At 66.1% G+C, this 20027-nt stretch carries 26 protein-coding genes; 15 read left to right on the top strand and 11 right to left on the bottom strand.

Features of this window, described 5'->3' with window-relative positions; genetic code table 11:
* Positions 1 to 96 precede the first annotated feature (96 nt).
* Positions 97 to 468, top strand: a complete 372-nt coding sequence (locus tag ABIC35_RS06100; protein WP_093295416.1) for a dihydroneopterin aldolase — start codon at positions 97 to 99, stop codon at positions 466 to 468.
* Positions 469 to 488: 20 nt separating this feature from the next.
* Here ABIC35_RS06100 and ABIC35_RS06095 read toward each other — a convergent pair whose 3' ends face one another.
* Positions 489 to 1172, bottom strand: a complete 684-nt coding sequence (locus ABIC35_RS06095; protein ID WP_354278347.1) for a hypothetical protein — start codon at positions 1170 to 1172, stop codon at positions 489 to 491.
* 380 nt (positions 1173 to 1552) lie between these two features.
* On the opposite strand from ABIC35_RS06095, the gene ABIC35_RS06090 reads away from it, so the two are divergent.
* The 5 genes from ABIC35_RS06090 (at position 1553) to ABIC35_RS06070 (ending at position 4738) form a co-directional block, all read left to right on the top strand.
* On the top strand, positions 1553 to 2227 hold the full coding sequence (locus ABIC35_RS06090; protein ID WP_121077555.1) for an energy transducer TonB: 675 nt from the start codon (positions 1553 to 1555) through the stop codon (positions 2225 to 2227).
* A gap of 75 nt (positions 2228 to 2302) precedes the next feature.
* Entirely contained in the window at positions 2303 to 3106 is an 804-nt protein-coding gene (locus ABIC35_RS06085; RefSeq protein WP_121077553.1) for a MotA/TolQ/ExbB proton channel family protein, read from the top strand.
* A gap of 83 nt (positions 3107 to 3189) precedes the next feature.
* Positions 3190 to 3669, top strand: coding sequence for an ExbD/TolR family protein (locus ABIC35_RS06080; RefSeq protein ID WP_121077551.1), 480 nt, complete (start codon positions 3190 to 3192; stop codon positions 3667 to 3669).
* A 26-nt stretch (positions 3670 to 3695) separates the two neighbouring features.
* Positions 3696 to 4121 carry an ExbD/TolR family protein gene (locus tag ABIC35_RS06075; protein ID WP_121077549.1) on the top strand — a complete coding sequence of 142 codons (426 nt, stop codon included), beginning with the start codon at positions 3696 to 3698 and terminating at the stop codon, positions 4119 to 4121.
* Between the two features lie 260 nt (positions 4122 to 4381).
* Positions 4382 to 4738 carry a tetratricopeptide repeat protein gene (locus ABIC35_RS06070; protein WP_121077547.1) on the top strand — a complete coding sequence of 119 codons (357 nt, stop codon included), beginning with the start codon at positions 4382 to 4384 and terminating at the stop codon, positions 4736 to 4738.
* A 105-nt stretch (positions 4739 to 4843) separates the two neighbouring features.
* Here the strand turns inward: ABIC35_RS06070 and ABIC35_RS06065 are convergent, their stop codons facing one another.
* Complete coding sequence (locus ABIC35_RS06065) at positions 4844 to 6694, bottom strand: methyl-accepting chemotaxis protein (RefSeq protein WP_121077545.1); 1851 nt, start codon at positions 6692 to 6694, stop codon at positions 4844 to 4846.
* 163 nt (positions 6695 to 6857) lie between these two features.
* Between ABIC35_RS06065 and ABIC35_RS06060 the strand changes: the two genes are divergently transcribed.
* From ABIC35_RS06060 to ABIC35_RS06045, 4 genes are all read left to right on the top strand, one after another.
* Entirely contained in the window at positions 6858 to 7301 is a 444-nt protein-coding gene (locus ABIC35_RS06060; protein ID WP_121077543.1) for a GFA family protein, read from the top strand.
* Positions 7282 to 8043, top strand: coding sequence for an alpha/beta fold hydrolase (locus tag ABIC35_RS06055; RefSeq protein ID WP_121077541.1), 762 nt, complete (start codon positions 7282 to 7284; stop codon positions 8041 to 8043). Before ABIC35_RS06060 ends, ABIC35_RS06055 begins: the two co-directional genes overlap by 20 nt.
* A 59-nt stretch (positions 8044 to 8102) precedes the next feature.
* The gene (locus ABIC35_RS06050; RefSeq protein ID WP_121077540.1) at positions 8103 to 9929 is read left to right on the top strand and encodes a M2 family metallopeptidase; all 1827 of its coding nucleotides are present in this window, start codon (positions 8103 to 8105) and stop codon (positions 9927 to 9929) included.
* Between the two features lie 62 nt (positions 9930 to 9991).
* A complete protein-coding gene (locus tag ABIC35_RS06045) occupies positions 9992 to 10726 on the top strand; it encodes an SIMPL domain-containing protein (protein ID WP_121077538.1) in 735 nt (244 codons plus the stop codon).
* 147 nt (positions 10727 to 10873) lie between these two features.
* Here ABIC35_RS06045 and ABIC35_RS06040 read toward each other — a convergent pair whose 3' ends face one another.
* From ABIC35_RS06040 to serS, 4 genes are read right to left on the bottom strand one after another with little or no spacing between them, the layout of a single operon-like run.
* Positions 10874 to 11014, bottom strand: a complete 141-nt coding sequence (locus ABIC35_RS06040; protein ID WP_183049394.1) for a hypothetical protein — start codon at positions 11012 to 11014, stop codon at positions 10874 to 10876.
* A gap of 44 nt (positions 11015 to 11058) precedes the next feature.
* Positions 11059 to 11403, bottom strand: a complete 345-nt coding sequence (locus ABIC35_RS06035; protein WP_121079441.1) for a DMT family protein — start codon at positions 11401 to 11403, stop codon at positions 11059 to 11061.
* A gap of 12 nt (positions 11404 to 11415) precedes the next feature.
* Positions 11416 to 12183 (bottom strand): 5'/3'-nucleotidase SurE, encoded by a 768-nt coding sequence (gene surE / locus ABIC35_RS06030; RefSeq protein ID WP_121077536.1) that lies wholly within the window; start codon positions 12181 to 12183, stop codon positions 11416 to 11418.
* Positions 12183 to 13463 carry a serine--tRNA ligase gene (gene serS, locus ABIC35_RS06025; protein ID WP_121077534.1) on the bottom strand — a complete coding sequence of 427 codons (1281 nt, stop codon included), beginning with the start codon at positions 13461 to 13463 and terminating at the stop codon, positions 12183 to 12185. The genes surE and serS overlap by 1 nt, the downstream gene beginning before the upstream one ends.
* Before the next feature lie 95 nt (positions 13464 to 13558).
* Between serS and ABIC35_RS06020 the strand changes: the two genes are divergently transcribed.
* The 3 genes from ABIC35_RS06020 (at position 13559) to ABIC35_RS06010 (ending at position 15283) form a co-directional block, all read left to right on the top strand.
* Complete coding sequence (locus ABIC35_RS06020) at positions 13559 to 14014, top strand: host attachment family protein (RefSeq protein WP_121077532.1); 456 nt, start codon at positions 13559 to 13561, stop codon at positions 14012 to 14014.
* Positions 14015 to 14326: 312 nt separating this feature from the next.
* Entirely contained in the window at positions 14327 to 14794 is a 468-nt protein-coding gene (dksA, locus tag ABIC35_RS06015) for an RNA polymerase-binding protein DksA (protein ID WP_121077530.1), read from the top strand.
* A 114-nt stretch (positions 14795 to 14908) separates the two neighbouring features.
* Positions 14909 to 15283: a PilZ domain-containing protein gene (locus ABIC35_RS06010; protein WP_121077528.1), complete on the top strand. Its 375-nt coding sequence runs from the start codon at positions 14909 to 14911 to the stop codon at positions 15281 to 15283.
* Positions 15284 to 15424: 141 nt separating this feature from the next.
* Here ABIC35_RS06010 and ABIC35_RS06005 read toward each other — a convergent pair whose 3' ends face one another.
* Positions 15425 to 15577 carry a YdcH family protein gene (locus tag ABIC35_RS06005; RefSeq protein ID WP_121079439.1) on the bottom strand — a complete coding sequence of 51 codons (153 nt, stop codon included), beginning with the start codon at positions 15575 to 15577 and terminating at the stop codon, positions 15425 to 15427.
* Positions 15578 to 15738: 161 nt separating this feature from the next.
* Here ABIC35_RS06005 and ABIC35_RS06000 point away from each other — a divergent pair, with 161 nt between their 5' ends.
* Complete coding sequence (locus ABIC35_RS06000; protein WP_121077526.1) at positions 15739 to 15936, top strand: DUF465 domain-containing protein; 198 nt, start codon at positions 15739 to 15741, stop codon at positions 15934 to 15936.
* 73 nt (positions 15937 to 16009) lie between these two features.
* On the top strand, positions 16010 to 16471 hold the full coding sequence (locus ABIC35_RS05995) for a DUF1465 family protein (RefSeq protein WP_121077524.1): 462 nt from the start codon (positions 16010 to 16012) through the stop codon (positions 16469 to 16471).
* On the opposite strand, the gene ABIC35_RS05990 is transcribed toward ABIC35_RS05995, so the two are convergent.
* The 4 genes from ABIC35_RS05990 to ABIC35_RS05975 all read right to left on the bottom strand — a co-directional run bounded on the left by ABIC35_RS05990 (position 16468) and on the right by ABIC35_RS05975 (position 19873).
* The gene (locus ABIC35_RS05990) at positions 16468 to 17412 is read right to left on the bottom strand and encodes an NAD(P)H-dependent flavin oxidoreductase (RefSeq protein ID WP_121077522.1); all 945 of its coding nucleotides are present in this window, start codon (positions 17410 to 17412) and stop codon (positions 16468 to 16470) included. The genes ABIC35_RS05995 and ABIC35_RS05990 overlap by 4 nt on opposite strands.
* A 112-nt stretch (positions 17413 to 17524) precedes the next feature.
* Positions 17525 to 18049, bottom strand: a complete 525-nt coding sequence (locus tag ABIC35_RS05985; RefSeq protein WP_121077520.1) for a gamma carbonic anhydrase family protein — start codon at positions 18047 to 18049, stop codon at positions 17525 to 17527.
* 5 nt (positions 18050 to 18054) lie between these two features.
* Positions 18055 to 18285 (bottom strand): hypothetical protein, encoded by a 231-nt coding sequence (locus tag ABIC35_RS05980; RefSeq protein WP_093295391.1) that lies wholly within the window; start codon positions 18283 to 18285, stop codon positions 18055 to 18057.
* A gap of 127 nt (positions 18286 to 18412) precedes the next feature.
* Positions 18413 to 19873 carry a UxaA family hydrolase gene (locus ABIC35_RS05975; RefSeq protein ID WP_121077519.1) on the bottom strand — a complete coding sequence of 487 codons (1461 nt, stop codon included), beginning with the start codon at positions 19871 to 19873 and terminating at the stop codon, positions 18413 to 18415.
* Positions 19874 to 20027 lie beyond the last annotated feature (154 nt).

Raw genomic sequence — 20027 nt, 5'->3', positions numbered from 1 at the left:
GGACATGCAGAATCTGCACCGGAGGTCCCCGGGCTTTCGGATGCGGCGCGATCTGCTATGGCGCGCGCCTGTTTCGCCCCAGGAAAGGCCGCTCGATTGCCCGATTCATTGCAGCTTCAGGTCATGGACCTTGAGGTGGAGGTGCTCACCGGAGTCTATTCGGAGGAGACGCACCTGCCGCAGCCGCTGCGCATCTCCGTCATCGCCGATCTCGACCTGCCGGAACGCTTTCTGCCAGACACGCCGCTCAGCGCCTCCAAGAGCTATATCGACCTGAAGCATGCCGCGACCGACGCGCTGCCCAAGGACGTGCACTTCACGCTGATCGAGGCGGTGGCGGATCATATCTGCGAGACGCTGTTCGTCTCCGATTCGCGCGTTCGCCGCGTCGAGGTGCGCATCGTCAAGCTGGCGATTGCCGAGGCCGACGAATCGATCGGCATCACGCTGGTCCGCCACCGGCGCTGAGCACCGGCGGCGGGGCTGGTTCAGGCGCAAGGCCCCAGTTCGCGCAGCACGACCTGATAGTCCTCGCGGGCTGCCTGGGCGTTTTCGGGCGTGTCAGCGGTAATCGCGCTGTCCGGCAACGTCTTGGGTAGCCCGCAGGCGAGCCGGTACCAGGCGAGCGTTTCCGGCTTGGGCGCGCCGGCATTGGGATCGACGATGTCGCCCAGCGACACGCCCCAATGCGGCTTCTCGCCCGGGCGCCGCAGGATCTGCAGCGAGATCGGCGCGCCGTTGGCGGTCTTTACGAACACCTGGGTCTCGCCTTCGCCGGGCAGCGCGCCGGGCACATGGAAGGCGTTGCCGATCCCGGTCACCGCGGGCGGGGCGTCGCTCGCCAGCACTTCGCGGGTGATGCCGCGGGTGCGCGCGTCAAGCTCGGGACTCCACAGATATTGACTGTCGATTCCGGTCAACTGGACCTCGCCGGGCTTGTTGCCGACGGGGCGGGCGAACAGCAGGACGCGCTGCTTCTTCAATTTGGGTAGCTTGCCGCGAGAATCGAGCGGCACGTCCGCCAGGTACGAAATCTGGGTGGGAAGGGCGCTGCTGCCGCGAATCAGTGCCAGCACATCGGCCGTGACGTAGAGGCGGGCCCGTCCCGATGCGAGACCGGGCGCCGCATTTTCCTTGATCCGGATCATGTCGCTGATCCGCGCATCGATCACCAACGGCGCGTTGACAATCGCGGTCGCGACGGTGGCATAACTGGGTAAGCCACTTTGCGCTTCTTGGCGGATTTGCGCGGTTTGCGGGGCAGGTTGCGCAAGCGCAGGAAATGCCGCAGCGCAACAAAACAGCAGGGGTAGAGCAGTTTTCATGCCGGTGCCGGTACCGGATTGTGCCGATCTTATACAGAAATAATTCTGCCATGGGTGCATTGTACGACCAATTCGTCCGACAAAGAGTTTGCGTCGTCGGAAGGCCCACGATACAGACTCGGTGCTCTCGCCATCAGGGGCGCAGTGTGACCCGAGGCGAGCGGACTTGTGCGCGGCTGCCAGCCGGCCAGGGTCGCAAGCAGGATTAGAGGGAGTGACGTTGCCGAATGGCTTACGCTGACCGGAATGTAAGTGGCAGTCGTGTGGTAGCGATCGTAATCGTCGCTATCATCGTGGCTGGCATGGGTTATGCCTTCGTCACAGGTCTGGCATACCAATATATCAAGAAGAAGGCGGAAGAGCTGAAGACCTTCGAGGTCGAAGAGCCGCCGCCCCCGCCGGAGGAGATTCCGCCGCCGCCGCCGCCGCCGGACACGCCGGTGCCGCCGCCCCCGACCCAGGTCGTGGTGCCGCCGGCCATCGTGCAGTCGGTGTCGCCTGCGCCGCCGGTCGCCACCACCAACATCATCCCGCCCCCGCCGCCGATCACGCCGCCTGCGCCTCCCGCGCCGGCTGCTCCCCCGGCACCGCCGGCCCCTCCGCGGGTCGCGAAGGCACTGAAGCCGCGCAGCTCGCCGGGTTCGTGGGTGACGAACGACGATTATCCGTCGGAGTCGCAGCGTGCGGGTGAAGAAGGTGTCACGGGCTTCCGCCTCGACGTCGACGCGACGGGCAGGGTGGTGTCGTGCACGATCACGTCGTCGAGCGGCTCGAGCCGTCTGGACACCCAGGCGTGCAACCTGCTCAAGCGCCGTGCTCGCTTCGATCCCGCCGAGGATGCGAGCGGCAACAAGATTCCGGCTCCGTACGTGAACCGGTTCAGGTGGCAGATCCAGAAGTAACTCTCCGGTTTCCGGTCCGCCGGGCAAGGCGGACCGGCTTGCGCAAGAAGCTATCTTTTAGAGGAAAGACCCAAAATGCTCACGACCATTCTCGCTGCCGGTGCCGCCGCAGCTAAGGGCGGCGAAAGCCCCTACGGCCTCCAGCAGGCGCTGAAGGAAGGCGGCCTGATCTCGCAGTCGGTGTTCACCATCCTGGTGCTCATGCTCTTCGTGTCGCTCTACATCCTCTTCACCAAGCTGTTCGAGCAGCAGAAGATCATCAACCAGTCGAAGCGCGTGCGCCAGTCGTTCTGGAGCTCGAGCAGCCTCCGCGAGGGCGCAGCCAAGCTCGAGAAGAACTCGGCCTATCGCCAGATCGTCGACGACGGCCTGGAAGCGCAGGAGCAGTACAAGCTGCTGACCGATCCGGTCGAAGCGCATGACTGGCTGCACGGTTCGCTGGCCCGTTCGGAAGGCTCGATCAACTCGGCGCTGGGCGGCGGTCTCGCCTTCCTCGCGACCGTCGGTGCGACCTCGCCGTTCATCGGTCTGTTCGGTACCGTTATCGGCATCTACCGCGCGCTCATCAAGATCGGCTCGGCCGGTCAGGCTTCGATCGACGCCGTCGCCGGCCCGGTCGGTGAAGCGCTCATCATGACCGCACTCGGCCTCGTCGTCGCCGTGCCGGCCGTGCTCGCCTTCAACTTCCTGCAGCGTCGTAACAAGGCGATCGCCGAGAACCTCAATGCGTTCTCGAACGACGTGCTCGGCTACCTGGCCTCGGACGGCCGCGTGAAGCCGGCCACCGCCGCTGCCGCGAAGAAGCCGGCCGTTGCCGCCGCTGCGAAGCCGGCGACCACGACCGCTGGCCAGACCGGCGGCACCCCGACCCGCCCGTAAGACCAAGGTCGCAGGGCTGCGCACGTCGCGTAGCCCTGCCGCCGGATCGCGATCCGGCGCACAAGAGGATAGGATAGCGCCCAATGGCGATTAGCACAGGCAGCGGCGGCGACGACGCACCGATGTCGGACATCAACACCACGCCCCTCGTGGACGTGATGCTGGTTCTTCTGATCATCTTCCTCATCGCCGTTCCCGTTGTGGTCCAGACGATCGACCTCGCGTTGCCCAAGGTGCAGTTCGAGCCGACCACGACCAAGCCCGAGAACGTTTCGCTCTCGGTCAAGGGTGGCCCGGAAGGTTGCGAGATCTTCTGGGGTCTGACCCGGGTCAATCACACCGAGCTGCTCGACCGCGCGGTCGCCAAGCTGAAGGCTGAGATCGACCGTCAGGGTGGCCCGAACGCCGCTGGTCTTGAACTTCCCGAAGTTCATATCCGCGGTGACATCAACACGCCTTACCGCTGCATCGGCGGCACCATCTACACGATGCAGATGGCGGGTTTCGTGAAGGTCGGCTTCATCTCGGAACCGGAGCCCGGTTCGAATACCGCCCGGCTCTGAACGGCCTCGCTTAAGGAGTTACGACAATGGCAATGAGCGCAGGCCGTGATGACGGCGAGCCGATGATGGACATGAACACGACGCCGTTGATCGACGTCATGCTCGTGCTCCTCATCATGTTCATCATCACCATTCCGGTCCAGACGCACGCGGTGAAGGTCGACCTGCCGCAGCCGAGCAACAACACCTCGCAGCCCGTCGAGCCGGACAAGAACAAGGTCTATATCGACGCGCAGGGCCAGGTGTTCTGGAACAGCATGCCGATCAACGACGTGATGCTGCGCCAGTATCTGGATGCATCGCTGCAGCGTTCGCCGGAGCCCGAGCTGCACTTCCAGCCGGATCCGCAGGCGCGGTACGAAGTGGTCGATCGCGTTCTGGCGATCATCAAGCGGGCGAACGTCACGAAGCTCGGCTTCGTCGGCAACGAGCAGTACCGCAACGATTTCTGATCCGCGGCGCGGTCAGAGTATTTTGGGAAGGCGGCCCTTCGGGGCCGCCTTTTTTTGTGCCTTCGCAGGCCGGGCAGGGGCGGACATTGCTTGCGGGGACGCGGTTTGCCGGCGCGTCTGTGGACGCGCTTCCGGCAAACGATACCCCTGAATGCTAGGCGCAAATGCGGGGTTGCGAGGTTGTCGCGAACGTGTCACCTATCAGTCATCCAAGTGTCATAAAAATGCAACCTTGGTGTCACGACTGAAAGGAGAGCGTTATGTCGATCAAACTTGTCGCAGCGGCCGCGGTGTCCCTCCTGACCCTGGCCTCGCCGGTACTTGCCCAGGACACGAACCTCGCGGCCCGCGAAATCATGACGGGTTCCTATGCGTCGGCGGAGCAGAAGCTCCTGAACCAGATGCGCTTTGACCAGCGCCCCGAGCTGCAGCTGAACCTAGCCGCCATCTATTACGCCACGGGCCGGGTCGACGAAGCGCGCGCGCTGTATCGCGACGTCCTGCAGAAGGATGACGTGCTGATGACGGTGACGACCGACCGCGTTGCAGGATCGCATGCGATCGCAGAGACCGGCCTTCGCTATCTGAGCCAGCGCCAGCATATCGCATCGCGCTGAGCGGCAAGCGAGCGGGTCGTAGCCTCGATTCGCTCTCGTCCCAGGCTAAAAGGTGAAAGCGCGCCAGGCACTGCCGGCGCGCTTTTCCTTTGAATGCCGAAGGGGTTAGAAGCTGGCCCAGTCCTCGCCGTCCGCCATGGCCTGGACCGGAACGGCGCGGGTGGCACCCGAGACCTTCGCACCAGTCGGCTGCGACGGCAGTACAGGCCGGCGGAGCGGGGCTTGCTGGCCACCGGTCTGGAAGGTGGCGGCGTGGGCGTCGAGCCGCGCGACCTGCTCCGTGAGCTGGCGCGCCGCCGCCGAGGTCTCCTCTACCATCGCGGCATTCTGCTGGGTGGCGCGGTCCATGTCGCCGATCGCGCTGCTGATCTCGCGGATCGCGGTCGACTGGGCGCGGTTGTCCGCCGCGATGCCGCCGAGCAGCTGGTGGACCTCACCCACCGTGTCGACGATGGCCGCAAGGGCATTGTCCACGCGCTCGACCGCGCCGCGGGCGACCACGACTTCGGACTGGGTGACGGTGAGCTGGTCGCGGGCGCGCTTGGCCTCTTCCTCGGCGCGCATCGCCAGCGCCGACACGAGATCGGCGACGACCGCGAAGCCGCGGCCTGCTTCACCCGCACGACCGGCCTCGACCGCAGCGTTCATCGCGAGAACGCGGGTCTGGAAGGCGATTTTGTCGAGGCCTTCGATCACGCTATCGATGCCCTTGGCGCTGTCCGAAACGCGGGTCATCGCCTGCACCGCCTCGTCGGCGGTGCTGCGGCCCGATCCGACTACGCCGATCGCCTGATCGGCGCGCTCGACCGTCACGCCGGCGGCGGCGGCGGTCGCGTCGATCCGCTGGTTCATCTGGGTGATCGCGGCGGCGGTCTGCTCGAGGCTCGCGGCATTGCCCTCGGTGCGGCGCGCGAGATCCTCGGAGGCGCTGGCGATTTCGTTCGAGCCGGTGCGGATCGAGGACGTGCCTTCAAGCACGGTGCCGATCAGTTCGCGCAGGCTGCCGATCGCCGAGCGGAAATGGTCGGCGAGCTTGGCATAGTCCGCCGGGAAGTCATGCCCGATATCGGCGGTGAGGTCGCCGCCGGCGACCTTGGCCAGCGCCTGGCCGAGGGCGTCCATGGCGTGTTCGCGTTCCGCCTGGGCCTGACGGTCGCGGGTCTCGGCCTGCTGGCGGGCGATTTCGGAGGTGCGGAAGTGCTGGAGCGCTTCGGCCATCGCGCCGATCTCGTCGGCCGCGGCATGGGAGGGGATGGCGATGTCGACCTTGCCGGCGGCGAGCGCGCGCATCGCGGCGGTCATCTGCACCAGCGGCGAGAACATGCGGCGGCCGGCATACCAGGCGGCACCTGCGACGAGCAGCGAGATCAGCGCCGCGGACAGCGCCAGCATCCAGCGCGCGCCGCCGATCGCGCCCATCACGTCGCTCTCGGGAATGCCGACGAACAGGATGCCGATCGTCTTGCCCGAGGCGTCCTTGATCGGATCATAGCCGGTGAAGAAGGGTTTGCCGAGAATATCGGCCTTGCCGCGATAGGGCTGGCCCTTGTCGAGCACCGTTTCATAGGCGGCGTTGCGGGCGAGCGGGGTGCCCACGGCGCGGCTGCCGTCCTCCTTCATGACGTTGGTCGAAACGCGCATGTCGCCGCGGAAGATCGTGGCCGTGCCGCCGACGAGGCGCTTCACTTCGTCGACCGGCGCGTCCCAGTTGTTGAGCTTGTGGCTGCCGACATAGAGATCATCGCCCTCGACGCGGAAGTCCGCGCCATAGCCCTTGAGCACGCTCCAGGCGACGCGCATGTTCACTTCCTGGCGCTCGGCCGCGGTCTGCGCGGCCTGCTGCGTCAGCGCGCGATCGGCGACGAAGAAGGTCGCGACGGCGAGCAGGAGCATGCCGCCGACCGCGAGAACCGTCGTCTTGGAGGCGAGCGAGAGGTTGTGAAAGCGCTTGAGCATGTCGATCCCGTAAAAGTGGCCCGCGGCGCCTATTGTGCGCTCAATGCGGTAATCTCCGTATTCATTATAGTGCAGGGAAAAGGTCGGCGGCTTTGGCAAGGACCTAAGGGCAAGTACGGAGACTTGTGCGTTACACACCGAGATCGTGCACGAGGAGGAGCGGATGGACGAGGAAGTCACCGGAGGGTGTCAGTGTGGTCGGATCCGCTATCGGGTGCGGATCGACAATGACGACGCCTATCTCTGCCATTGCGGGATGTGCCAGCGCGCGACCGGCGGCGTCTCAATCGCGTTCAAGGGCGTGCGCAAGGCGGACGTCCGCTGGGAGCGCCAGCCCGATCGCTATCGTTCCTCGCCCATCGCCGAGCGGGGGTTCTGCCGGGAGTGCGGCACGCCGCTGACCTTCGAGTTTCTCGATGGTGAGAATATGGACCTGACGATCGGCAGCTTCGACGCGCCGGGCCGCTTCCAGCCGCGCCACAACTACGCCGTGGAGAGCATGCACGAACAGTGGCTCGACACGACGGCGCTGCCCCGATACCGGACCGAGGACAACCCGAACGTCGTCAAACGATGGATGGACAGCATTGGCCGACTACCCGACTGAAGTGCACCGCTTTGCCACCTTCGATGGTGAGGAGATCGCCTGGACCGAGATGGGGGAGGGGCGCCCCGTGGTGCTGATCCACGGCTATTTCTCCACCGCCGAGGTCAACTGGATCAAGTACGGCCATGCCGCAAAGCTCGCCGCGCGCGGCTGCCGGGTGATCATGCCGGACCTGCGCGCGCACGGGCACAGCGCCAAGCCGCACGATCCTGCCGCCTATCCGCCCGACGTGCTGATGCGCGACAATTTCGCGCTGATCGCGCATCTGGGTCTCACGGAGTATGACCTGGGCGGCTATTCGCTCGGCGCGCGCACGGTGGTGCGGATGCTCGCCAACGGCGCCACGCCTGACAAGGTCGTCCTCTCGGGCATGGGACTCGACGGGCTGGTCGCGACCAAGGGCCGTGGCGCCTATTTCCACCGGGTGCTCACCAATCTCGGCAGCTTCCAGCGCGGCAGCTCCGAATGGCTGACCGAGGCGTTCCTCAAGACCACCAAGGGCGATCCGGTCGCGCTGCTGCGCATCCTCGACACCTTCGTCGACACGCCGCGCGACGAGATCGCGGCGATCGCGCAGCCGACCGCGGTGATCTCGGGCGCGGACGATTATGACAATGGTTCGGCCAAGGAGGTTGCGGACCTGCTGCCTTATGGCCTGTTCGTCGAAATTCCGGGCAATCACATGAGCGCGGTCACCCGGCCCGAGCTCGGCGATGCGCTGGTGGAGTTCCTCGCTGGTTGACGGGGCAGGGGTGGCGCGGCAGGGTCCGCGCCATTCATGTTTTCCGGGGACTTAGCATCATGATCCGTACCGGCCTTTCGCTCGCGGCGCTCGCCGCGATGCTCGCCGCGCCCGCCCAGTCGCAGACCAGCACGACGCCCGCTGCCGCGCCGACGGCATCCGACGCCGCCGCGTTCCTGACCCGCGCACAGCAGGAAATGGCGGCATTCACGCTGACCTCGTCGCGGGTCGCCTGGGTCAACGCCACCTACATCACCGACGATACCGATGCGCTCGCCGCCGATTACGGCGCCAAGGGCACCGAAATGGCGGTCCGCTTCGCGCTCGACGCCGCGCGTCTCCAGAAGGCGCCGGGCCTCACCCCCGAGCAGCAGCGCCAGCTGACCATGCTCCGCGCCGCGCTGGTGCTCCCTGCGCCGACCACCCCGGGCGCCGCCCAGCAGCTCAGCGACATCTCGACCAAGCTCGGCTCCTTCTACGCCAAGGGCAAGGGCACGCGCGGCGGCAAGCCGATCAACGGCAGCGACATCGAAGCCGCGATGGGCACCAGCCGCGATCCCAACGAGCTCAAGGAGATGTGGGTCAGCTGGAACGACGCGGTCGGCGCGCCGATGCGCCCCGACTATACCAAGCTGGTCGGCATCGCGAACCAGGGCTCGAAGGAGCTGGGCTTCGCCGACACCGGCGCGTTGTGGCGCTCGGGCTATGACATGCCGCCGGCCGAGTTCGCGGCGATGACCGACAAATTGTGGAACGAAGTGAAGCCGCTCTACGTCGCGCTTCACACCTATGTCCGCCGCAAGCTCAACGAGAAGTACGGCGACGCGGTGCAGGCCAAGAGCGGCCCAATCCGCGCCGATCTGCTAGGCAATATGTGGGCGCAGGAATGGGGCAACATCTATGACGTGGTCGCGCCCAAGGGCGCCGGCGACCTTGGCTATGACGTGGGCGACCTGCTCAAGGCCAAGAACTACGACTGGAAGAAGATGGTCCAGACCGGCGAGGGCTTCTACTCGTCGCTCGGCTTCGCGGCGCTGCCGGGCACCTTCTGGGAGCGCTCGCTGTTCGTGAAGCCGGCCGACCGCGAAGTGCTGTGCCACGCCTCGGCCTGGGACATCGACGAGAAGAACGATGTCCGGATCAAGATGTGCATCAAGGTGAACTCGGACGACTTCGTCACGATCCACCATGAACTCGGCCACAATTACTACCAGCGCGCCTATCAGGCGAAGCCAGCGCTCTACCGCAACGGCGCCAATGACGGCTTCCACGAGGCGATCGGCGATTTCGTCGCACTCTCGATCACGCCCGAATATCTGGTGCAGATCGGCCTGCTCGATCGCGCCCAGGTGCCGAGCGCCGACAAGGATATCGGCCTGCTGCTCCGCCAGGCGATGGACAAGGTGGCGTTCCTGCCGTTCGGCCTGCTCGTGGACAAGTACCGCTGGCAGATCTTCGACGGCACCATCCCGGCGAACCAGTATGAGGCGGGCTGGAACAAGCTGCGCCTCCAGTACCAGGGCATCGTGCCGCCGGTGGCGCGCGACGAGACCAAGTTCGACGCCGGCGGCAAGTATCACGTCGCCGGCAGCGTGCCCTATACGCGCTACTTCCTCGCGCGGCTGCTCCAGTTCCAGTTCTACAAGGCGGCGTGCGACCAGTCGGGCTGGAAGGGCCCGCTGCATCGCTGCAGCTTCTACGGCAACAAGGAAGTCGGCGCGCGGCTGAACAAGATGCTCGAGATGGGCGCCTCTAGGCCCTGGCCCGACGCGCTGCAGACCTTCACCGGCAGCCGCGAGATCTCGGGCAAGGCGATGATGGAATATTTCGCACCGCTCAAGAAGTGGCTGGACGAACAGAACAAGGGCCAGCCGCAGGGCTGGTAACTTCTGCAAGACTTTCTCCTCCGATTTGTGCAGGTACGCGCGCACAATCGGAGGAGAAGTTGATGCGTACCAAGAGCTTCGTTCTGGCACTGGCCCTGATCGCTCCCGGCGTCGCGAGCGCGCAGGGGCGCCAGCCGGTCACGTTGGAAATCGTCGGCAATGGCTGGGCCGATGTGAAGCCCAGCAAGGTGACCCTCGAGGTTAGCTATATCGGCAAGGGCAAGACCGAGGCCGAGGCCAAGCGCGACAGCGCCGTGCTGCTCGCGAAGATCGAAGGCGTGCTGCAGACCCAGGGGCTGCCGGCAGCAGCGATCGGCGACGCGCCGGTCGATAGCAGCACCAAGGCGCAGATCGAGCAGATGCAGAGCGAGGACGCGGACAGCGCCAGCGATGCCGCGCCGGTCGTCACCGATCCCCACGCGCGGCTGCTGACCTTCCGCACGACGGCGCAGGCGGACGCGGTGCGGGACCAGCTGCTCGTCAACGACTACAAGATCGGCACGCTGCGCGCCGAGCCGGACATGGCGGAGGTCAATGCCGCCGACAAGCAGGTCAAGGCGATGGCGCTGCGCAACGCCCGCGCCGATGCCGAGATCTACGCCAAGGAAATGGGTCTGCGCGTCGCCCGGGTGGTGCGCATCAGCGAAACCGGCAACGGGCCGCTCACGCCTGCCGTCCAGAACAAGATCGAGCTGGCGATGAGCCAGGGCCCGCAGGCGGTCTTCCGCAGCTTCAAGCGGGCCGACGGCGCCACGCATGTGGAGAAGGCGCTGGTGGTTACCTTCGAGCTGCAGTGAGCAATGCCTAATCCTCCCCCGCGAGGGGGAGGTGGCGCCGTAGGCGACGGAGGGGGAGGAAGCACGACGGCTGCCGTTCTGGCATCCTCGCCCTCCCAGCCGCATGCGCGGACCACCTCCCCCTGGCGGGGGAGGATCACGGAGGGATCAGTCCTCCGGATCCTGATCCGGGATCATGTTCTCGTCGGCGATCCCAGCTTCCCATTCGGCCGAGCTGTCGGTGCCGTCGGGCTGGTGTGCGGTGCCGGGCTGGGTGTCGGGCGTCTCGCGGGTCGGTTCGGGGTTCATGGCGCTCTCCTTGTCCAAGGGAAACGCGCGCGCCGCCGCCCGGTTCAGCTCTGCGTGCGGAACAGGAAGAAGGCGCCCGCCGCGATCAGTGCGAAGCCGATCAGATGATTCAGCGTGATCCGCTGCCCCAGATACAGCACCGAGAAGGCGGCGAAGACGGTGAGGGTGATCACCTCCTGCATGCCCTTGAGCTGCGCTGCCGAATAGACCGCGCTGCCCAGGCGGTTGGCGGGCACCGCAAAGCAATATTCGATCAGCGCGATACCCCAGCTGGTGAGGATGACCAGCAGGATCGGCGCATTCTTGAACTTCAGATGGCCGTACCAGGCGAAGGTCATGAAGATGTTGGAGACGAACAGCAGCCCGATCGGCAGCAGGCGATCCAGCATCGGCATCAGTGCTCATCCCGCATAGGCGCCGCGCAGCCGATCCATCGACTCGCGGTGGGTGAGGTCGAGCTGCAGCGGCGTGACAGTGACGAACCCGGCCTCGATCGCGTCGAGATCGGTATCGGGCACCGCCTGGTGCGGCATCCGGCCCATCGCCAGCCAGTAATAGGGGAAGCCGCGCGGATCGAGCCGCTTGTCGAGCGCGACCCGGCCATAGTCGCGGAACCCCTGCGCCACGACCTTGATCCCCTGCACCGCATCGGCGGCGATGGGCGGAAAGTTGATGTTGACCAGCGTGCGCGGTTCCATCGAGACATCGAGCAGCGGCCGCAGCACGCGCTCGCCCCAGGCTTCGGCGGTGTCGAACGGCACCGCGTCGCCCATGCCGCTGCGCGCATAGCGCTGGCTCAGCGCGATCGAGCGGATGCCCGCCAGCGCGCCTTCCATTGCCGCCGAGACCGTGCCCGAATAGCTGACGTCCTCGGCGAGATTGCCGCCGCGGTTCACGCCGGAGAGGATCAGGTCGGGCTTGGCATCGGCCATCACTTCGCCGAGCGCGAACATCACGCAGTCGGTGGGCGTGCCCTTCACCGCATAGCGACCCTCGCCGTGGCGGCGGACGCGGAACGGCTCGGTGAGGGTGAGCGAGCGGCCCTTCCCCGATTGCTCCTCCGCCGGCGCGACGACGGTGATGTCGTCCGAGAGCGTCCGCGCGATCCGTTCCAGGACCGCCAGGCCGCGGGCGTGATAGCCGTCGTCGTTGGTGAGGAGGATCCGCATCAGCCGCGCGGTTCGAGCAATGTCAGCCCGCCCAGATAGGGCTGGAGCACCGCCGGCACCGCCACCGCGCCATTCTCCTGCTGATAATTCTCCAGCACCGCGACGAGCGTACGGCCCACCGCCAGGCCCGAGCCGTTGAGCGTGTGGACGAAGCGCGTGCCCTTCTCGCCCTCGGGGCGATAGCGCGCGTTCATCCGGCGCGCCTGGAAGTCGGCGCAGGTCGAGCAGGACGAAATCTCGCGATAGCGGTCCTGGCCCGGCAGCCACACTTCAAGGTCGTAGGTGCGGGCAGCCGTAAAGCCCATGTCGCCGCTGCACAGCTTCATCCGGCGGAAGGCGAGGCCGAGCTTGGTCAGCACGTCCTCGGCGGCGTCGGTCATCCGCTCATGTTCGGCTTCGGACTGATCGGGGGTGGTGATCGACACCATCTCGACCTTCTCGAACTGGTGCTGGCGGATGAAGCCGCGCGTGTCGCGGCCGGCCGCACCGGCTTCCGAGCGGAAGCAGGCGGTGAGGGCGGTGAGGCGGAGTGGGAGTTCCTCCTCGCTCAGGATCTTCTCGCGCACCGCGTTGGTGAGGCTCACCTCGGCAGTGGGGATCAGCCAGCGGCCGTCGGTGGTCTGGAACAGGTCCTCGGCGAACTTGGGCAGCTGGCCGGTGCCGAACAGCGCCTCGTCGCGCACCAGGAGCGGCGGCACGCATTCCTCATAGCCATAGCTGCCGGTCAGCGTGTCGAGCATGAACTGGCCGAGCGCGCGGTGGAGGCGTGCAGCAGCGCCGCGCACGAAGGTGAAGCGCGCCCCGGACATCGCCGCCCCGGTCTCGAAATCGAGGCCGAGCGCGGGGCCGATCGCGTCATGCTCCTTCGGCGCGAATGCGAAGGCGGGAACGGTGCCGCGCTCGTGCACGAACACATTGTCGTTCTCGTCCGAACCGAGCGCCACATCGGGATAGGGCAGGTTGGGGAGGGCGGCGAGCCGGCCATCCAGTTCCTCGCCCACCGACTTTTCCTCGGCCTCCAGTGCCGGCATCCGCTCCTTGAGCGCCGCCACTTCCGCCATTAGCGCAGCGGCGGCTTCCTCGTCCTTCTTAGCTTTGGCGGCGCCGATCGCCTTCGAGGCTTCGTTGCGGCGCGCCTGGCCGGCCTGCAGCTCGGTCACCAGCGCGCGGCGGCGCTCGTCCAGGGCGAGCAGCGCCTCCGACTGCGGCTCCAGGCCGCGCTTGGCCAGGCCCTGATCGAAGGCTTCGGGATGTTCGCGAAGAAAGCGGATATCGTGCATGGCGCGAACCTATGGCCGGGGCCCGTTCCCCACGCAACCCCGCCGACGCCCACCCGTTGGTTGCTCCTTACGTGAACAGCCAAAAGGAGAGTGCGATGCTGGTTCCCCATGATGCGATGGTGGTGGTCGCCGATGGCCGCAAGCTGCTGATGCTGCGCAACCAGGGCGATGCCGAGTATCTGAACCTGGAAGTGGTGCGGAAGGAACTCCACCCGAACCCGAAGGACTCGGACCAGAAGACCGATTCGTCGGGCGCGGCGGCTTCCACGCGCGGCGGCGGGCAGTTCGCGTCGTCCGGCGGCACGATGGGCGAAACCGATTTCCACCAATTGGAAGAAGATCGCTTCGCCGCCGAGGTGGCCGGCATGCTGAAGGAGGAAGCGCTGCGCAACAACTTCGAGTCGCTGATCATCGTCGCGCCGCCCAAGACGCTGGGCGAACTCCGCAAGCATTACCATGTCAGCGTCAGCGATCGCCTCAAGGGCGAGTTGGCCAAGGACCTGACCGACCACCCGGTGCCGGACATCGAAAAGGCGCTGCAGGCCGCCTGAAGATTGGTGGCGGATGCGGCCCAAACCGTGTCCGCCACTGCCCTCGAACTATCGCGGACAAATTTCGCTACTTGTTCAAATTCAGGACAAAGGCCGTTTCGGGACGGTCTTCCGATGGCGCCTGTCTCGACCCGAAACGGAAAAAAGTGCAAGTGGTTCAGGCGGCGCTAATTTCTACTGAACTATAGGGAATTCCCGCCAAAAAGCTTTCGCGGCATTGGCTTGTTAATGGCTGCTTGCGAAAGTATAGCGCCTGCGGGCAATGCAGTCTCTCGAGGGGCACGCCACCGGGGACTGGTGTGGAGAGTGGGAATGGCAACTGTTTTGGGCCGTTTTGACGAGCACGATAAAAGCGTTCCTCCGGCCGCGAATGACGGCGACGACGGGTATCGGCCGAGCGACGACGAACCCTTCATGAACCCGCGGCAGCAGGAATATTTCCGCAACAAGCTGAATGCCTGGAAGGATGCGATCTACCGCGAGGCGGCAGGCACGCTGAACCAGCTCCAGTCCGAGCCGCTGCGCGAGGCGGATCTCACCGACCGCGCCTCCAGCGAGACCGACTGGTCGATCGAGCTGCGCACCCGCGATCGCCAGCGCAAGCTGATCGCCAAGATCGACGCGGCGCTGCGCCGTATCGAAGAAGGCGAATATGGCTATTGCGAAGTGACCGGCGAGCCGATCCCGCTGGGTCGCCTCGAAGCCCGCCCCACCGCGACGATGACGGTCGAGGCGCAGGAGCGGCACGAGCGTAACGAGAAGATCAGCCGGGACGAGTGAAATCTACGTTAGAATCCGCTCCGGCAAAATACCGGGGCGGATTTCGGTTAATCCTTTCGTTAAGAGTTGTTGGTCTACTCCCTGCGGGTGCGAATCCGCCTTTGAGAGCCAATCATGGACCAGCAATCTTACATCCCTGCGACCACGCTTTCCGCCGATGACTTCGCCGGCAAGCGCAGCGGTGTCCGCGACAGCCTGTTGCTGACCGCGCAGTTCCGCGTCGACAGCGAGGATGTCGGCACGGTGCGCGTGCGCAACCTTTCGGCGGGTGGGCTGATGGCCGAATATACCGGCCCCGTCGGTCTGCGGACGCCGGTGGAGATCGAGGTGCGCGGTGTCGGCTGGGTGAAGGGCAAGATCGCCTGGGCGGCCGAGGGGCGCGTGGGCGTTGCGTTCGACAACGAGATCGATCCGAAGCTCGCCCGCAAGCCGGTAGGCGGGGGCACTCAGACTCCGGCCTATGTGAAGCCGATCTTCACGCGCCGCTGAGCAACGCTGACCGCATCGTCTGGCAAATTTCAGTTCTTACGACGCGCGGCCGCCCGTGCCGGGTCGTATTTCCCTGGCTCGCGCGGCAAGTTTCTGCCGCGCGACTCCAAGGTTGCGGTAAATAGTCCGTGAATGGGACGGCTATCGCTGCATCTCTTCCTTGACCCGCAGCTTCTCTTTCTTCAATTGCGCTAGAAGTAGGTGATCGGGGAGGGGGCGCTGCGTTTCGGTGGCGATTCGCTGATCGAGCTGCGAATGTTTGGCGTTAAGTGCCGAAAGATGCCCGGTGTGCATGAAGCAGTCCTCCTTCAATGACTCTGAGGGGAGCCAACTACATCATGTTTTGCGCCGCTTGTCGCGTGCAGAATCAACACTGATCGACAGACCGCGGAAAAGCCGCGATGGTTCGTGAGCCGGGCAACGATCCGGCGAGTCGGGCGCACTGGGGGCATAGAATGGACGAAAGCGAGATCCGGCGGCGGTTGGAACCCCTGCGCGCCGAGCATCGTGATCTCGATGCCGCGATCGCCGCACTGGCGGATACCGGCACCCGGGACCAGCTGCAGATCGCGCGACTCAAGAAGCGCAAGCTCAAGCTCCGCGACGAGATTTCGCTGCTCGAGGACCAGCTGATCCCGGACATCATTGCGTGATTGTTCCGTTTTGCTGCGCTGCGGCAAAATTGGCGCTTTCCGCGAGGCGCGGTCCTGTGGCAGCTAGAGGGGCATGAAGCGCCCCGACGCCCTTACCTTGCATCGCCGGCTGGTCGACTCGCTCTATGTCGAGGCGATGGTGCTGGCCGATGAGGCGCGCGGCTATTTCGACCAGCTCGGCCGTGACGAGCGCGATGCGTTGGCGGCGCTGAGCCGGGTGGCCTTTTCGTGCGAGTCGCTTAAGGTGACGACGCGGCTGATGCACGTCATCGCCTGGCTGCTCACCCAGCGCGCGGTCGACGCTGGCGAGCTCCAGCTTGCCGATGCGCGGGCGCCAGGGCGGCGGCTAGGACCGGCGCCCGAGACCGACGCCGCATTGCTCGAGGACATGCCGCTCCAGGCGGTGACGATCGTGCGCGCGAGCATGGACCTGTACCGCAGGGTCGCCCGGCTGGACTCTGCGTTCGACGTGCCGATGGTGGCGGTGCCGAGCCCCGCACGGCGGATGCTCGATCGGCTGGCCGGGGCCTTCTAAAGCGCCAGCCGCGCCCGCGCGGCGGCATATTCCGCCTGCAGTCGTTGGATCCGCGCCGCGGCCGGTTCGATCGCATGCACCGCGCCGATGCCCTGGCCCGAACCCCAGATATCCTTCCACGCCTTGGCGCCGCCGAAGTTCATCGCGCTTGGATCGCTTTCGGGCAGGTTCTCCGGATCGAGCCCGGCGTTGACGATCGAGGCGCGCAGGTAATTGCCGTGCACCCCGGTGAACAGGTTCGAATAGACGATGTCCTCGGCGCGGCCGTCGACGATCGCCTGCTTATAGGCCTGGACGGCATTGGCCTCCTCGGTGGCGATGAAGGGCGACCCGATATAGGCAAGGTCCGCGCCCATCGCCTGCGCCGCCAGCACCGCGCCACCGGTGGCGATCGAGCCGGACAGGGCGACGGGGCCGTCGAACCACTCGCGCACTTCCTGGATGAGCGCGAAGGGGCTCAACCGCCCGGCATGGCCGCCAGCGCCCGCCGCGACCAGGATCAGACCATCGGCGCCTTTCTCGACCGCCTTGTGCGCGAAGCGATCGTCGATCACGTCATGGAGCGTGATGCCGCCCCAGCCATGCACCGCGTCGTTGAGCTCGGGGCGCGCGCCGAGCGAGGTGATGACGATCGGAACCTTCCACTTGGCGCAGCTCGCCACGTCCTCCTCCAGCCGCGGGTTGGAGCGGTGGACGATCTGATTGACCGCGAAGGGGGCGGCGGGCGTGTCCGGATGGTCGCGGTCCCAGGCCGCGAGCTCCTCGGTGATCTGGTGCAGCCACTCGTCGAGCTGGCTCTGCGGCCGCGCGTTGAGCGCCGGGAAGGAGCCGACGATCCCCGCCTTGCACTGGGCGATGACCAGTTCGGGGCAGGAGATGATGAACAGCGGCGAGCCGATGACGGGAAGCCGCAGACGATCGAAGAGAGCCGGTAGCGCCATCCCCGAGTGATACCGCAGCTACGAAGCCTGTCTAGGCAGGCGTCGGCGACGCTACGGCATGCGCGGGCGGCGATAGCGGGGGTGCGCAACCCGATCCCGGAAAACGCGCGAATCAGTCGATTCGGGTGAGGCCCGTCGCATATTCGCGCTGCTTGGCGGCATAGAGCGCGGCGCTGGCCCGCAGCATCGCCCGCTGCGTTTCGTCGAGCGGCCGCACGGCGCGGGCCGGGCTGCCCAGGATCATGTGGCCAGCCGGAAATTCCTTACCCTCGGTGACCAGCGCGCCGGCACCGACCAGGCATTCGGCACCGATGACCGCGCGGTTGAGGATGATCGCGCCCATGCCGATCAGCGTGCCGTCGCCAATCGTGCAGCCGTGGAGCACGGCATGATGGCCCACCGTCACCTCATCGCCGATGGTCAGCGGTGCGCCGGGATCCGAATGGAGCAGCGCGCCTTCCTGGATGTTGCTGCGCGCGCCGATGACGATCGGCGTGTTGTCGGCGCGGACCACGGCGCCGAACCAGATGCTGGCGCCGCGCGCCACCTGCACATCGGCGATCAGCTCCGCGCTCGGTGCGACCCAGGCGTCCGCCGCGACCTGCGGCGCCTTCCCCCCAAAGGCGTAGAGAGGCATGCGGTTTAGAGCGCGAAGCTCTCGAACCCGGCCGGCAGCGGCATGTGCATGCCGAGCGCGAGCGCCAGCGCAACGGCGCCCAGCAGCAGCGCGAGCGTCGAGGACAGCGAGAACAGGCCCCAGCCGACCAAAGTCACGATCGGTGCATCGGCGCGCTGCTCGCGGCGGTTGCGCTGCATCGTCAGCAGCACGAAGCCGGCGGCCATTGCGTACATGAACACGAAGAATTCAGCCATTGCATCCACCCGATCTCTGCTCGCTTCCAGGGCTAACCCGTTCAGCTTTCAGCATCAATCCAGGGGAATTGCGGATCGCCGCGATGCAGCATGCATTCGCCGCATTTTCCTGGGAACAAATCGCCCGTCAGAGCGTAACGCCGCGCTTCCAGATCGCGATCTCCCGCTCGCCGTTGCGTTCCGCGGCGGTCAGATCGCCCGAAGCGATCCCCGTGATCCGGCCGAGCAGGGCGTCAGCGGCAGCATTCATGTCCTCGGCGAGGACCTGTCCGGCGTCGAAATCGATCCAGCCCGGCTTTCGCGCGGCGAGGTCGCTGTTCGAGGCGATCTTGATCGTCGGCACCGGGAAGCCGAGCGGGGTACCGCGGCCGGTGGTGAACAGGATCACCGTCGCCCCCGCCGCCGCCAGCGCGGTGGACGAGACCGCGTCGTTGCCCGGCGCTTCGAGCAGCGCGAGGCCCGAACGCTGCACGCGCTGGCCATAGCCGAGCACGTCGGTGACGGTTGCGTGTCCCGCCTTCTGCACCGCGCCGAGCGACTTCTCCTCCAGCGTCGTGATGCCGCCGGCGAGATTGCCGGGGGAGGGGTTTTCCGAGACCGGTTCACCGTGCCGGGTGAAATAGGCTTTGAAGCCGTTCACCAAATCCACGATTTCTTCGAACACCGTTTCGCTCTCCGCGCGCGCCGTCAGCAGTTGCTCGGCGCCGAAGATCTCGGGGATCTCGGTAAGGATTGCGGTGCCGCCCGCTGCCGTCACCGCATCGCTCATCCGGCCGACGAGCGGGTTGGCGGTCAATCCTGAGAATCCGTCTGAACCACCGCACTTCACGCCGAGCACGAGCGACGCGAGCGGTTCCTCGGTGCGCACGGCCCGTTCGGCCTGTTCGATGAGCTGCTCGATGAGCGCAACGCCTTCCTCGACCTCGTCGCCCGCCGCCTGCGCGCCGATCGTGCGCAGATTGGGCTGCGAAATGCCCTCCAACATGCCCCGCATCTGATTGGATTCGCAGCCGAGTCCCACGAGAAGAACCCCGCCGGCATTGGGATGATTGGCGAGTGCCGTCAGGATCGCGCGGGTGCCCTCCAGATCGTCGCCGAGTTGCGAGCAGCCGAAGGGATGCGCGAAGGCGTGGATGCCGTCGACCCGGCCCTCGAATCGCCTGGCGGCGCGCTCGGCGATCTTCTCGGCGGTGCGGCCGACGCAGCCGACCGTGGGCAGGATCCAGATCTCGTTCCGGGTACCCACGCGGCCATCCGCGCGGCGATAGCCGAGGAAGGTCGGTCCCGCATTCGCCGGCGCGGCTTCGAAGGCCGGCTGGTAGGCGTAGCTGCCGGTCGCCGCGAGCGCCGTTGCGACATTATGGGTGTGGACATGCTCGCCCGGCGTGATGGCGCGGGTCGCCCGGCCGATCGGAAAGCCGAACTTGTGGACCGGCGCCCCGGCCTCGATTGCCCGCAGCGCGACTTTGTGGCCCTGCGGAATGTCGGCGGTAACGGTGACCCCGAGCGCGGTCTCGCCAGCGTGCAGCGGGCGGAGGGCAGTGGCGACGGGATCACGCGGGTCGATCTGAAACAAGGCTAGGGTCATCAACTCAGAGTATAGGGTCGCACGACCGAACCTCCTAGAGCTATTGCCCCGAACCTTTTGCCTATGCTCGATTGACGACGACATGCCTTCAAAAATCCGCACCCGTACTATTCCGGAGCGGCGAGAACCGGCCGCCTGTGTTTCGGGGGCGTTA

Origin of the sequence: Sphingomonas trueperi, from assembly GCF_040545965.1 — a bacterium.
Taxonomy (GTDB): Bacteria; Pseudomonadota; Alphaproteobacteria; order Sphingomonadales; family Sphingomonadaceae; genus Sphingomonas; species Sphingomonas trueperi_C.
Note: the sequence above shows the minus strand (reverse complement) of the source record. Positions and strands in the feature narration are given on the sequence as shown.

Bases quoted from the DNA above. Each gene is read 5' to 3' on its own strand.
- ABIC35_RS06090 (WP_121077555.1), top strand. From the start codon at position 1,553: ATGGCTTACGCTGACCGGAATGTAAGTGGCAGTCGTGTGGTAGCGATC.
- ABIC35_RS06085 (WP_121077553.1), top strand. From the start codon at position 2,303: ATGCTCACGACCATTCTCGCTGCCGGTGCCGCCGCAGCTAAGGGCGGC.
- ABIC35_RS06080 (WP_121077551.1), top strand. From the start codon at position 3,190: ATGGCGATTAGCACAGGCAGCGGCGGCGACGACGCACCGATGTCGGAC.
- ABIC35_RS06075 (WP_121077549.1), top strand. From the start codon at position 3,696: ATGGCAATGAGCGCAGGCCGTGATGACGGCGAGCCGATGATGGACATG.
- ABIC35_RS06070 (WP_121077547.1), top strand. From the start codon at position 4,382: ATGTCGATCAAACTTGTCGCAGCGGCCGCGGTGTCCCTCCTGACCCTG.
- ABIC35_RS06065 (WP_121077545.1), bottom strand. From the start codon at position 6,694: ATGCTCAAGCGCTTTCACAACCTCTCGCTCGCCTCCAAGACGACGGTT.
- ABIC35_RS06060 (WP_121077543.1), top strand. From the start codon at position 6,858: ATGGACGAGGAAGTCACCGGAGGGTGTCAGTGTGGTCGGATCCGCTAT.
- ABIC35_RS06050 (WP_121077540.1), top strand. From the start codon at position 8,103: ATGATCCGTACCGGCCTTTCGCTCGCGGCGCTCGCCGCGATGCTCGCC.
- ABIC35_RS06045 (WP_121077538.1), top strand. From the start codon at position 9,992: ATGCGTACCAAGAGCTTCGTTCTGGCACTGGCCCTGATCGCTCCCGGC.
- ABIC35_RS06040 (WP_183049394.1), bottom strand. From the start codon at position 11,014: ATGAACCCCGAACCGACCCGCGAGACGCCCGACACCCAGCCCGGCACC.
- ABIC35_RS06035 (WP_121079441.1), bottom strand. From the start codon at position 11,403: ATGCTGGATCGCCTGCTGCCGATCGGGCTGCTGTTCGTCTCCAACATC.
- surE (WP_121077536.1), bottom strand. From the start codon at position 12,183: ATGCGGATCCTCCTCACCAACGACGACGGCTATCACGCCCGCGGCCTG.
- serS (WP_121077534.1), bottom strand. From the start codon at position 13,463: ATGCACGATATCCGCTTTCTTCGCGAACATCCCGAAGCCTTCGATCAG.
- ABIC35_RS06020 (WP_121077532.1), top strand. From the start codon at position 13,559: ATGCTGGTTCCCCATGATGCGATGGTGGTGGTCGCCGATGGCCGCAAG.
- dksA (WP_121077530.1), top strand. From the start codon at position 14,327: ATGGCAACTGTTTTGGGCCGTTTTGACGAGCACGATAAAAGCGTTCCT.
- ABIC35_RS06010 (WP_121077528.1), top strand. From the start codon at position 14,909: ATGGACCAGCAATCTTACATCCCTGCGACCACGCTTTCCGCCGATGAC.
- ABIC35_RS06005 (WP_121079439.1), bottom strand. From the start codon at position 15,577: ATGCACACCGGGCATCTTTCGGCACTTAACGCCAAACATTCGCAGCTC.
- ABIC35_RS06000 (WP_121077526.1), top strand. From the start codon at position 15,739: ATGGACGAAAGCGAGATCCGGCGGCGGTTGGAACCCCTGCGCGCCGAG.
- ABIC35_RS05995 (WP_121077524.1), top strand. From the start codon at position 16,010: ATGAAGCGCCCCGACGCCCTTACCTTGCATCGCCGGCTGGTCGACTCG.
- ABIC35_RS05990 (WP_121077522.1), bottom strand. From the start codon at position 17,412: ATGGCGCTACCGGCTCTCTTCGATCGTCTGCGGCTTCCCGTCATCGGC.
- ABIC35_RS05985 (WP_121077520.1), bottom strand. From the start codon at position 18,049: ATGCCTCTCTACGCCTTTGGGGGGAAGGCGCCGCAGGTCGCGGCGGAC.
- ABIC35_RS05980 (WP_093295391.1), bottom strand. From the start codon at position 18,285: ATGGCTGAATTCTTCGTGTTCATGTACGCAATGGCCGCCGGCTTCGTG.
- ABIC35_RS05975 (WP_121077519.1), bottom strand. From the start codon at position 19,873: ATGACCCTAGCCTTGTTTCAGATCGACCCGCGTGATCCCGTCGCCACT.